General features: G+C 41.4%; 10 protein-coding genes. 4 read left to right on the top strand and 6 right to left on the bottom strand.

What is annotated here, in order from left to right:
- Positions 1-15 precede the first annotated feature (15 nt).
- The 4 genes from ACP5L5_RS09275 (at position 16) to ACP5L5_RS09260 (ending at position 5,124) form a co-directional block, all read left to right on the top strand.
- Positions 16-885, top strand: a complete 870-nt coding sequence (locus tag ACP5L5_RS09275; RefSeq protein WP_428763288.1) for a dihydrodipicolinate synthase family protein — start codon at positions 16-18, stop codon at positions 883-885.
- Between the two features lie 137 nt (positions 886-1,022).
- The gene (locus tag ACP5L5_RS09270) at positions 1,023-2,699 is read left to right on the top strand and encodes a hypothetical protein (RefSeq protein WP_428763286.1); all 1,677 of its coding nucleotides are present in this window, start codon (positions 1,023-1,025) and stop codon (positions 2,697-2,699) included.
- Positions 2,700-2,796: 97 nt separating this feature from the next.
- A complete protein-coding gene (locus ACP5L5_RS09265; protein WP_428763284.1) occupies positions 2,797-4,449 on the top strand; it encodes a hypothetical protein in 1,653 nt (550 codons plus the stop codon).
- Between the two features lie 87 nt (positions 4,450-4,536).
- Positions 4,537-5,124, top strand: a complete 588-nt coding sequence (locus ACP5L5_RS09260) for a DUF99 family protein (protein WP_428763283.1) — start codon at positions 4,537-4,539, stop codon at positions 5,122-5,124.
- Here the strand turns inward: ACP5L5_RS09260 and ACP5L5_RS09255 are convergent.
- From ACP5L5_RS09255 to ACP5L5_RS09230, 6 genes are all read right to left on the bottom strand, one after another.
- Positions 5,111-6,169, bottom strand: coding sequence for a hypothetical protein (locus tag ACP5L5_RS09255; protein WP_428763281.1), 1,059 nt, complete (start codon positions 6,167-6,169; stop codon positions 5,111-5,113). The two genes, ACP5L5_RS09260 and ACP5L5_RS09255, sit on opposite strands and share 14 nt — an antisense overlap.
- 2 nt (positions 6,170-6,171) lie before the next feature.
- Positions 6,172-6,537 (bottom strand): hypothetical protein, encoded by a 366-nt coding sequence (locus tag ACP5L5_RS09250; RefSeq protein ID WP_428763279.1) that lies wholly within the window; start codon positions 6,535-6,537, stop codon positions 6,172-6,174.
- Positions 6,538-6,756: 219 nt separating this feature from the next.
- A complete protein-coding gene (locus tag ACP5L5_RS09245) occupies positions 6,757-7,680 on the bottom strand; it encodes a DNA double-strand break repair nuclease NurA (RefSeq protein ID WP_428763277.1) in 924 nt (307 codons plus the stop codon).
- Position 7,681: 1 nt separating this feature from the next.
- A complete protein-coding gene (locus ACP5L5_RS09240; protein ID WP_428763276.1) occupies positions 7,682-8,338 on the bottom strand; it encodes a hypothetical protein in 657 nt (218 codons plus the stop codon).
- A gap of 11 nt (positions 8,339-8,349) precedes the next feature.
- Positions 8,350-11,775 (bottom strand): hypothetical protein, encoded by a 3,426-nt coding sequence (locus tag ACP5L5_RS09235; protein WP_428763274.1) that lies wholly within the window; start codon positions 11,773-11,775, stop codon positions 8,350-8,352.
- Between the two features lie 166 nt (positions 11,776-11,941).
- The gene (locus ACP5L5_RS09230) at positions 11,942-12,247 is read right to left on the bottom strand and encodes a nucleotidyltransferase domain-containing protein (RefSeq protein WP_428763272.1); all 306 of its coding nucleotides are present in this window, start codon (positions 12,245-12,247) and stop codon (positions 11,942-11,944) included.
- Positions 12,248-12,311 lie beyond the last annotated feature (64 nt).

The following is a 12,311-nucleotide window of genomic DNA, read 5'->3' as shown; positions in this document are numbered from 1 at the left end:
ACCCGTATCTCCTTGATGGAGGGAATATTTGTAGCCCTGGCAATTCCGTTTAAAAACGGTAAATTAGACACGGAGTCTCTTGCAAGACACGTTGATTCCTTAACAAAGGCTGGTGTTGACGGTTTCTATCCATTCGGAACAACGAGCCAGGGGCCATACCTAACAATTGAAGAAAGGAGGATAGCCCTTGAGACAATAATGAAGCACACCAATAAGCAATTGATAGTTCACGTATTCTCCTTTGATTGGAATGAAGTCGTTGAAACCATCAGATTAGCCGAAAGGTTCGGCGCTATAGCCATATCGTCAATACCACCAATCTACTATAAACCAGACTACGAAACATTAAGGAGATATTACACAAAACTCTCTGAAGCAACTAAATTACCAATATACATATATAACATACCGCAGAATACAGGATTCAACGTGACGCCAGATCTCGTGGCAAAGCTCATCAGTGACGGCGTTAAAATAGCCGGTGTTAAGGATAGTACTGGCGACATAACGCAAATAATGGGCCATGTAAGGCTCGGCATAACCGTACTAAATGGGGCAGACTCAACAATACTACCAGCCTTAATGGTGGGTGCCAAGGGATGCATATCGGCCATGGCAAACGTACTCCCTGAGGTGATGAGAAGTATGTTCGATGATTTTAAAGCTGGCAGGTTACAATCAGCCATGGAAAAACAGGACTTGATAGCCAGGGTTAGGGAATTGACTAGGGATTATCCGGGCGTTGATGGCTATTACAAGCTGGTTCACCTGCTTCGTTACGACTTTGGAACCGTGAAGGAGCCATACCTAAGGCCGTTAAGTGAGCCTGAGGTGCAAAGGCTTAGGGACGGATTAATAAGGCTAGGCTTAAAGCCCAGGACGTGATATCGCCGTTGATTAAATAATCGTTCAATTGCGCTCGATTCACTTTTTATGAACACCAGAAGCAAAAAAGCTTGCTGAATTGAGGAATATTCTTGATGATTACGAGTACTAACTATAGACGGATCGTTACAGTAGTAATGTTGATTATATCCATCGTCACCACTGCCATCCTCATCACGGTGTTTGCTCAACCATTAAGCCCCAGTCCAATTTTAACAATCAGTACCAATGAGTACCAGGTTTATTACTACAACGTAACAAGCCTGAGAAAGCCAATACTCATAGTACGCGGATACCTAAATAATAACCCAGTACCATTCACCATAAGCCTATTTGCACTAGGCAACGGACATATGTATACAGTTGGTTACTACTATGGGGTCGGCTTAGTAAACATAAGCCTAACGTCAAAACTAGTAGTAAACATAGCGAAGGAAACGATAAAGATCATGATATCTAACGGGAACCCACCCAATACGGTATGGCCCTCCATACTTGCACTGATTACCTATTTCGACAAGTCTACAAATGAGACAAGGACCGTAGTAGTGGCAATACCTTATGACCCAACTTGGGTAATAAACAATGCATCAATAACCATAAGCCTAAACATAGACTTTAATAAAGTAATGCCAGTAAAGGTGGAAATAGCACGTAATTACAGCGCTACATCAACGACAAACTTACCTACAGATCCCTATGGCTTCGTAGGACCATACAACTGCCTTGGGAATAGCAATGTTCAGAATGCCGCTCCATCACCAATTCCCGCAGGTGCGGGAGTCTTTTATTGGCAGCCACGTGCATGTGCAGGGTTTAATGGTTCAGTACCTATTTTATGGGTTGCCTGGGGTAAGGATGCATGGAACAATAATATTGGTGGTGGGATTGTCCTAAGTATAGGTGGTTATGCTCAGCAGGGCTCCGGCCTTTATGGCGTGGCTAATGTACCCGGCTCTGGACTTGAGGTTGTTGGGCCGACACTGCAATTTTCAAGCAACTTACCCATTTATGGAGGTTATAATGGTTATAATTATGTCGATAATATTTACGTAAATTTCGTATTTTCATCCAGCCCCTCATTATCATACTCATACCCGAACTTATATTACTACGTTAATAAGGGTCCAGGCTTCCTCTATTTGGGTATTAATGGTACCCTAGCCTTAATTCAATTCCAGGAATATTACATGGACCAGTATGGCTTCACCTACCCAATTAATGAGCACGCAAATGCCACGGCAATAATCAACCTATTGCCGGGCACGATACGTAATAGCATTCTTTATCTATGGCCAGGTATTGATCTTGGTAATGGGATTATGAGCTTCATAATGAGCCAGACGGCACCTAGATTTAATTTAATAAGTCCAAGCTATGTCTATGACTACGTATTCGTATCAAGGGATAGTTACGGTAATTATCACTACAGCGGATTATGTACGTCAAATCCCAATATAGTATGTACGTCGTCAGGATGCTACTTCCCAATTAGTGTAACTACGTCTACATTCAATCCTAATCCCCTAGGAATAGCCGCGATTTTTGGTAAAAATCAATTTCCGGCGGGCCTAGCCACATCAGTAGCCCTCGGCATAGCTGGCTTGATAGTTCCACCGCCAAGCTCTTCATCATTCTTCTACTTCAATACCAACGTAAATCTAGTCGCTAAATATGGTTCAAGCTATTACGTGGCATTTTACAGAACACCAGTTAAGTACGAGTACGGCTCAATAACCAGTGAAGCGTTCCCTGTGGGTATAATCATAAACTCAACCCAGCCCTACTCAGGAAGCATTCACTGCAATAAGTAGGATAACAATATTATTGTAAGTTAATTCCATGTTCATACCGCTCTACCACGACTCGAAGCGCAATATATATCAGATAAAATAATTCATTAATCTGATCATGAGAAAGCTAGGGCTCATATCAATAGTGCTTGCCATAACCATAGTCTCAATAGTACTCTCACTACTTAGCACTATACAAATTCAACCAAGTCCCGTGGAAGTAATTAGGATTGGTGCCAGTGCAGTATCGTACTATAGCACACCACCATTAAGTAGTATGGTGCCAGGTTTGGTGATTAGGATCTACCTTGTTAACGGATCCTCAATAACCCCTGTTAACGCCTTTGTTAGTGTGTACGCAAATGCGCCAAGCGGCATAGTACCCATACTTCACACATACGGTAACGTAATTAACGTACCATTCAACAATAGTAATTGGGCTTATGCAGTAAGTAAGTGGCTTGAGACCGGTATGCCCGTAAATGGCTATAATACATCATTGCTTATATTCATAACTTACCTCCAAGGTTATGATTCGTGGATCGTACCAATGGTGATTCCTTACAACGTTGGTTGGGCCCTCGCGGCGCAAAGACCTGGCCTGGTACCTGGTGTGAGACCTATGTATATATTGGCTACCGTGTACATAAACATAAGTTCAATAAAGCCGTTTAAGGTCGTAATGACTAATCACATAGTTAATTTAACGGATCCAGAGATCTTTGGTACCTACAATGGTTATACGGTATATAATTGCAGTTTAAGTGGGCCGCAACCGAATGCATATTTAGGGTTGCCATATGAGTTCTGGCCAGAGAGCACGTGCGTAGGCATTAACGGGTCATTACCGTTGGCTTGGGTAACCTGGAGTGGTGATGTTTTAAGTGGCGATAGAGGGTTGGGGATTACATTGGCTATTGACTTTTCGGGCACTATTGATTGGAACGCTATTGCGGCGGGTTATGGTGATATAGGTGCATCTTACAGCACGCAGGAGAATTGGGTTGGGAATACCGCGGAATACGTACTTGGCTCCCAAATAGGTGAGCCAGGTTCTGTTTATTACTATTATGAGGATGCTACCTGGGCTATTGTTCAGTATAGCGCCTGGTACGTTGACCCAACGACTGGATATACGGAGTACTTGGGTACGACGACCGTTTCTGAGGTTCTCTATGTACCTAGGTATGATGCTTATAATGTCGCGCTTGATTATGGTAATGGAACAATCAGTCTGCTGTATTACGGTGCAGTACCGTTGGCTGAGGAGTACTTTGGATATTCGGCGCTGAATGCTTCCTCCGTTGTTGATTATGCCAGTTTTGAATACACAAGCACCGGCTCTGAGTACCTCTATGAGTGTAATGGCCCTGTTGGCGCATTTAATGGGTATTACCAGATACAGCTTAGTGGTGTCAATACTGCATACGGTTTAAGTGCGCCGCAGCTGGGTACTGGGCTTGCTGGGATAACCCTCGGCCTTGCGGCATTGATACCCAATACTGCGCCTCTCGATGTTTTGCTAAGCGTTGGTGGCGCATTGTTCAGTGTCGCAAGTATGTTATTACCTCCATCAACATCATCAACGGTGCAGCAGACCTGGGTTGAGTTCTTCAATGTTGGTGTTGGTACGAACCTATACATATCTGTGGTTGACGCATCGCAGGTATATGGTTTACCCACCTTCGGCTTCATACTCAATGCGACTAATTATTATGGAAATCCACAGTCATATACGTGTAAATACGGCGAAGTTATCCAAATTAGTTAATGATACGGAATTCTTCATTGCGATACGCTTTAACCTGGAACAATTATTAAACCTATTAAATTCGCTTAGTTTGTAGTGATTAATGGAATGAGCGTTGATTCATTGATTAGTAAGCCGGGTATAAGGGCTCTTGGCATAGCAGAGAGTTTTAGGCTCGATCTTAGGCACTCAATACTTGTTGGTGTCATAATGAGGAGTGATGGTGTTATTGATGGTGTGTCATTGGGTAGGACTACCGTCGGTGGTTTGGATGCCACAGATGCCGTAATAAGTCTATACAAGTCATTTAATAGGAATGACATTCAATTGGTAATGACTGATGGATGCATAATATCTTGGTACAATATAATTGACCTTGAGAAGCTAACGGATACACTGGGCTTACCAATAATATGCCTAACCTTCGAGGAGCCCGAAGGCGATGTCATAAACGCACTAAGGAAACTATTCCCAAATGACTCGGACACGAGGATAAGGCTTTATGAAAAGTTAGGTAAGCCCAGGGAGGTGCTGTTACCTGGTGGTTTAAGGATTTATGTGAGGTTTACGGGTATTGATTATAGGGCAGCTAGGACGATAATTAGGAAGTTCACTAAAGAAGGCAAGAGACCTGAACCCATTAGGATTGCCAGGTTAATAGCAAATGCATTACTCAATTATTCTAGAGAACCTTAATCCTCTCACCACTTAGGTATGATACGGCAACCTCAATGTAGGCAATAAATACAAGGATTAAGGATATAATGATTAATTGAAAACTAACTAGGTAGTAAATTGCTCGTAATATTGCCGATATGAAGAGGAGTGTTGGTATTTCGAAGCCAGCAATTCCGTAGTGCCTCATTGAGAACCAGAGAATCCCTGGGTTGAGCATTGGTATGCATAGTGATGACATTATCACGGCTATAAACCCTATGAAGAACATATGAATGGCATCACCCAGCGGAACACCAATTAATGATAATATAGCAGTAATGATTAGCGATACCCTACCAAGCGAGGAACCGATTGAGTATGCCCTAGCGTATATCGTGTTAAATGCCTGACCAAATCTCCTTGGTACTCCAATAACCACCAACGTGAATAGGGAAAATACTGCCAGGACTATGGGATTATCGAGGAAGTACGTCATCACGGGGAGTAAGACCGTGTATGGAATGTCAACGGCATAAATAGGCCTTTGCCTACTCTCAACACGCCTCATGAGACTTACTATTGATGCCACGGGGAAAACCAATAACCTAAAATCGCTCATATAGAAAGCAATTGCAAGGCTAATTAGGCCACTTAAGAAAAACGTGTTAGGCCAATAAAGTGGCTTTCTGCCTAAACCACCCCTAATGATTAATAATAATGCATAGTAGAGAACTAAAATCACACCCACTATCCAATTAAACCATAGGCCGAGTGTATACGTTATAATCCACGTAACTGCTAACAAGCCAATTAATATTGACGCGAATGGACTTGGCATAACCCTGGTAAAACCAGGATGTTGACTAAACATTATACCCACATAGAAAAGCACTAAGCCGCCGAGCATTAAATCTCCATGCAGACTTCCATACCTTAACATTAGCACTGTGGAACCGGCTATGAATGATACCATGGAAATAATAATTAACGCCTGAGAAACCCTCATTTGATAAACAAACCAACTCCTATAAACATCCTGTGGTAATTTATCGAAAATACCTCCGAAAAACACCTGCCTAAGCATTATTACTCACCGGAACACGCAACTTCAGAATTAACCTCCATAGCCTTATTAAGCATGTTTTTGAGGGTATCTTTTACACCCTGCTTAATACTGAGCCTATCAAGGCAATCAATAATATACTTAATTACTGACTCTGAGGGTTCCATACTGCACTGTGAACCAACACAAAATATACAATAAAGGAAACTACCCTCTACCTGTGTGCATGATCTTGACGCTTCACTAAGTATTGCATTAGCCTCATCATTACTAAGCCTAACCATCCAAGTACCATAGGTCTTATTAATGTATGCCGTGCACTCAAACTCATCATAAACAGCCAGGCACCTCCTAAGCTCATTCATTGCACGTACAATGTAAATCAACATCCATCAGAATAAAATCCGCAACGCTTTATTTACTTAATGGTCATTGCAAGAAATAAAACATTAAATATAGAATAATGCATTATTAATGGATGATTAGGTCAGGGACGCTACTGATAATGTGATGAATTGAACCCGGGATGAAACTTGAAATTGCACATCCATATACCTTGAAGCAATCTTCCTGACCTTATTTCCTATTCGATTAAATTTGGATGAAGATCATTTATTCTTTACATACTCATTCAGTCCTATCTTCAGGTACATACCCCTTAATTCACTCAAAACCTCACCACCTAATTTTTCCATGATGAGTCTCACCATACTCCTGAAGTCCATGTTTACCTTAGCAAACCTATCAACTACATACAGTGGGGCTGGATACCCAAGCCTCGGCATTATTGATAGCGGCGCTATGCGTGATATTACATGTTGAATCATGCCAGGATCACCAATATACTCGGTGTATATTGGTAATGCGGCCGGTAGGTATTGAACATAGAAGCCATAGACCTCCTTATCACCAATCTTACCAACTACGTAGGGTTTCGTCATTAATGCATTGTCGTTTTTGACCCTATCTCTGTAGGTCTCCATTATTATGTGCATTATTAATGGCTCCTCCATTATTTGCAACGCCTTGTTAATATAGTTCTTAAACTCAGTATCGATTATTCCCTGTGAATACCTATTGCTTTTAACATCTTTAATATGTGCAAGTACTGGTACATTAAATTTGCCCACGTAGTTCCTCCCTATTAATGCCCCATCGAGCAACACAACATCTATTGGGAAAATCCTTGACGCTTCCAATGCATACTTAACCTCCATGTCCAGGGCAATTCTCTCTAATTCCTCACTCGAAATCCCTAGTAATGCCTCAAACCTAGTTAGTATATGTCCCTTACCGTTGGTATTCATTAACATTGCTATGTTAATAACAGCTATCCTAAAACCGAGATAAACTATCTCTGTAAACCCCGAGTCTACGGCTATGAATTTAATAAACCCCCTATTCGGTGTAACCTCAATTATATTCTCCATGAAATTATTAGCATCATTAAGCAGACCAAGTGCCTTATCCCGTATTTGCGTAATCCTCGTCTCAATAAGCTCCAGCATGTTTATTATTACGTCATTAAACATCTTAATTCCTCCTCGGATAAATCCTAGTCTTCACCTCACTGATTATTCTCTCAATCAACTCCCTATTGATATTATCACCCTCCACGGCGCCAACACTCATTAATATATCAACTATGTAAGGTGGTAACTTACTTACATTACCATCCTGGAGAAATTCCTCAAGGTATGCTAATGTGCGTGAAACCTTCTTACTACGTCTCTCAGATATTATTAATGAGGCTAGTTCATCCACGGCATCACTAATACTAACACCTGACTTAGCATTACTTAATAATAGTTTTAGTTCATTAATTAAGGGTTCCTGATCATGAAGCAGGTAAATAAGCAATGGCTTTGCAAAGAGTATTACCTTACCATTCAGCGAAACTCCAAGCGCCTCACCCTTAGTACCCTTAATAACCGCATCACCACTAAGTTCTCCAAGACCTATTAATGTCCTTAATACTGTATTTCCAACTATTATTTCATCAATGAAATACCTCTTAACGGGTACTATGGATTCCGGTTTTGAAGATATTATTAACTGAGCCCTTGTATTTAGTGACTTAAGGCTACCGTTTAAGTCAATTATCACTGTTGCACCATCAACATTACCATTACAATTAAATTCATCATTACTCACACAATCTCTTCCTAGCCCAAGTACTGTAACCTTCATTGCTCATCACCTCATGTCACATACTTCCTATCAATTAAGCCAACCCTCCACATACTTTCTAAGTACTTATTAACCGTGGAGACATCCATACCGAATTCCTTAGCAATGGTCTCCTCGTCAATACCCACATTAGGCCCTAACGAGACTATACTAATGAGCAAATCCCTGGGTATATTAAGTTCCTTACTAATTCCATCAATTGCTCTATCCACAATTCTGACCGCCTCACCTATATACTTCGCATTATCAAATGTTGGTGATGGATTTGGTATTTCAGGAGTCCCACCGCTCAATAACTTACTCACTAGCTTATTTCTGGCTCTCTTCTTAAGCCATGCTGTTATCTTCACGTACTTATCAATCAATGTATTAACATTACTTAAGATGTCGCTGAGTTCCTTACGCCTAAGCTCCACGATGCGTATAAGCTCATTTAGGTAGTTATTCAAGGCATTTAACGAACCAAGTCTCACTAACGGTAATAGGTCATTTACAAAATCATCGAGATTCATTGTGGTGATCTCAGTACCTATTATTGTTGATGCATTACCTAGGATATTTGTTAATTCCATGTATTCCTTAATTCTATCCTCAATATCCCTTAATATATTCACTAAATTAACAATATCATTAACCTCAGAATTTATTGTATCTAGTATCGTTGGAAGGCTCTCCTTAACATTCTCCAACTCAAGACCACTAAGTCTCGAGATATACGCCTTAATTCTCTCAACTAAATTATTAATTTTGGACTCTATCTCGGTGGATAAGCCAGTTAGGTAATCATCAATTCCTTTCCTGACGCCACTAAGTTTGTTCATTACCTCCTTAATGGCATTATTTAAGGATGATGATAATATTGACAACTCATTATTTAACTCCTCAAGCCTTTGATCAATCTCACTCTCTACTCTATCAACACATAGCATGAAGAACGAGTATCTCTTAAGGAACTCACTTGATGTTTCTGGGACAGCCTTAAGTAGCGCCAATGCCTTTTCACAGTCATTTCCTTGTACGTTAATACCTGGCTTAATCTCGATATTTATTTTCAATTCATCAATACTTATCGTTAATGGCTTATAAAGCGACTCGTTAAGCCTATTTAGGTAATTACTAAGTACATTTAGTACCTGCGGTACAAGTTCAGGGGAGTATGGCGCGTATTCCGTTAAATCAGCATTAATGGGTAATAGCAGACCTCTAAGACTAAGCAACTTTATTAAGTCAATCTCCCTAAACTCTCTCCATAGGTGCGTTGGGTATAACCTCCTTACTAGGTACTCAAGCTCCTTACCTGTAAAACTCGACTTACCCAATGACTTAAGATAATTAATGAAACTCGACTCAACAATACTTATTTTAGCCCTACCGCCTTCATCCCTAAATATCTCGGGCTGATCATTGAGATTTTCACCCTTAACCCACGCCTCAACGATCCGCCTAATAACAACGTCCTTAGACTCCTTAGCACCGCGTTTAACTGCCATCGTGTACTGAAGAACCCTCTGCCTAACCTTATCTCTAAATGCCAGGATCTCATCCCTATAATCATTAAGTCTTTCTAGAAACACGGAGTACTCCCTTGGAACTTTATCCAGTCTTTCAAGCCTGGACCCAATCACTATGGATCTAAGCTCATCAACCTTATCAGAACCAAATACTGAGAAGTATGTAAAGTCCGTTACTGGACCAAGCACGAACTTCCAGGATAACCTACTAACTGGCTCAACAACATTTTTCATAATATCTCCTGTGAGCAACGTTCTTGACATTATAATCACCAATAATGAATCAATGAATCTTTCCTGCCCATTAATGATCATTGCACCCTCATTCACAACCTTACTCAGCAACTTAATGAGCTGGTTAGGCTCACCATCAATACTCACTATAACGCCAATCCTAGCATCAAGTGGATTCTCAATAATACCAAACCAGGCACCTGATGATGGATAAAGCGTTACTTGAGAACCAAGTGCAGCTCTAACAACCTCCATGGCTAGATCCTCGCGGAAGGTATTAACAATACTAATAGCCTTACTAACCTCCTCCTTAGCCCTAATAATCTCCTCGGGCTCCTTACCAAACACGAGAATCCTATGCAATCTAGGGGACGCTTGATAGGCCTTGACAATGCTTATCGCTGATGAAATCTTAGCACTGCTTGGAAAAATAACGTAGATCACGGGTTCACCTTCATATGCCGTGTAGTACGAACCATAGCCTATCGATATATCCCTCAAATCACCCTCAATAGGCGCCAACCCTAACTTAATTAATTCATTATTGACTCTGCTTAATCCATCACTGTCAAGCTTAAACCTAGCGACTTGCACCTCCTCAATAAGCCCCGCCTTAACCATTGCATTTATGTAGGAAGTCACATCATACCCAAGCTCCGAACTCAAGTCATTGATATCCCTAGGAACACCTGACAGTAATAATGCCTTAAAAACCCTGGACCCCCTCTCATCACTAGGACTCTCATTAATCACATCCAGATATGCCTTCAACTCGCCACTGGAGACCTCGCTCTTCAGGAACTCCTCAAATAACTCGTAATTAAGCTCCTTACCCCTCTCCACAATCATGTCCAGGAGCTTAGACGTGAACTTAACCAAGGCCCTCGGCGAAGCCTTACCGCCCTCAGTGTTAGCCACCAACTCATAAAGCGTGGCCAAGTACTCACGCCTCAGTGGATGAAGAGCATTAATTAAGCCCTTTCTCACCAGGTCAAGTCTATCATCGGTTGAGTAGGCATTGAATCGCTGTAGTAGCATTGCTTCATAGAGCCATAGGGGCATTCTCTCATCAAGCACTATCTCCATGTATACCCTACCCCTCGTTATGTCAAACACGTCAGGCACCATGTTCTTGAGAATGTTATAATAAAGCTGCGGTGTGAAAGCCAGCACTACCATAACCTTACTAAGTCTCTTTGGATCCACACCTAATACATCCCTGTAATTCCTAGGCTCAATCAACGCCCTAATCAAAGAACCGAGCTTAATGACCAAGTCCCTAACCTTAGCAGCATCACCAGGGCTAAGCGCATTACTAAGCTCAACAGCCCTACTAACCTCATCAGCCTCATCAATAAGCACGAGTAGAGGCTCACTGGAGTTACCGCGGGCCTTAAGCAATGAGTTAATGACAACATTAATATCAAGACCAAAGGACAGCGGAAGCCTAAGAACCCTAAGCCCAAGGCCCTGCGCCACGGCCTCCACAGCATCAAGCAACTCACTCTTACCCCAACCATACTGCCCAACAATTACAACAGCAATATTATCACCACCCCTAAGAAAAGCATTAATCGCTGCCCTAACCCTCTCAAGCTCACCCTCAAAACCCACAGGCGAGTACCTACGCTCAATAGGCGGAACTCCACTTGGATTCAACGGCCTATCAATAAACCCAAACCTACTATACATTATCAATGATTGAATTATTATGAACCATTAATTAAGAAATCAAACAAAATAAACTAACCTACAAAACCAGGGCATCAACATTCATAATCACCCTCACCTGCTAAAGTCCACCGCATAGGACACGCTCTGTACGATGCTTAGAAAGTGTGAGTTAATCATATCTTAATTAATTACTAAACCTCTCGTAATAAACCAGCTTATTGGGCATCCTGACATGCACCTCAAAGGGAGGCCCAATACCTGCTCTCCACAACTTCTCGAGAATAATTCCTGGGTCAGCATTGGTTATTATCAATACATCAATATCACTCGATAATGCGTACCTATTCTCAGCAACAGAACCGAATAGGTAAACCTCAGCATCAGGGTCTATGGACCTAACAACCTCCTTAATGATGCGAAGGTACTTATCAAGATTCTTGAATACGTCCTGACGCATCCTAGCATCCTCAATTAAATAATCATAATTCACCACTCATTATTTCATTAACAACCCTAATTAACCCTTCAGCCTACTCTCTCGTATATTCCCTTGG

The sequence above is a fragment of the Vulcanisaeta sp. genome, assembly GCF_049966235.1.
GTDB lineage: Archaea > Thermoproteota > Thermoprotei > Thermoproteales > Thermocladiaceae > Vulcanisaeta > Vulcanisaeta moutnovskia.
Note: the sequence above shows the minus strand (reverse complement) of the source record. Positions and strands in the feature narration are given on the sequence as shown.

Excerpts from the sequence above, each read along its gene's own strand:
- ACP5L5_RS09245 (WP_428763277.1), bottom strand. The coding sequence starts at position 7,680 with ATGTTTAATGACGTAATAATAAACATGCTGGAGCTTATTGAGACGAGG.
- ACP5L5_RS09250 (WP_428763279.1), bottom strand. The coding sequence starts at position 6,537 with ATGTTGATTTACATTGTACGTGCAATGAATGAGCTTAGGAGGTGCCTG.
- ACP5L5_RS09235 (WP_428763274.1), bottom strand. The coding sequence starts at position 11,775 with ATGTATAGTAGGTTTGGGTTTATTGATAGGCCGTTGAATCCAAGTGGA.
- ACP5L5_RS09255 (WP_428763281.1), bottom strand. The coding sequence starts at position 6,169 with ATGCTTAGGCAGGTGTTTTTCGGAGGTATTTTCGATAAATTACCACAG.
- ACP5L5_RS09260 (WP_428763283.1), top strand. The coding sequence starts at position 4,537 with ATGAGCGTTGATTCATTGATTAGTAAGCCGGGTATAAGGGCTCTTGGC.
- ACP5L5_RS09275 (WP_428763288.1), top strand. The coding sequence starts at position 16 with ATGGAGGGAATATTTGTAGCCCTGGCAATTCCGTTTAAAAACGGTAAA.
- ACP5L5_RS09240 (WP_428763276.1), bottom strand. The coding sequence starts at position 8,338 with ATGAAGGTTACAGTACTTGGGCTAGGAAGAGATTGTGTGAGTAATGAT.
- ACP5L5_RS09265 (WP_428763284.1), top strand. The coding sequence starts at position 2,797 with ATGAGAAAGCTAGGGCTCATATCAATAGTGCTTGCCATAACCATAGTC.
- ACP5L5_RS09270 (WP_428763286.1), top strand. The coding sequence starts at position 1,023 with ATGTTGATTATATCCATCGTCACCACTGCCATCCTCATCACGGTGTTT.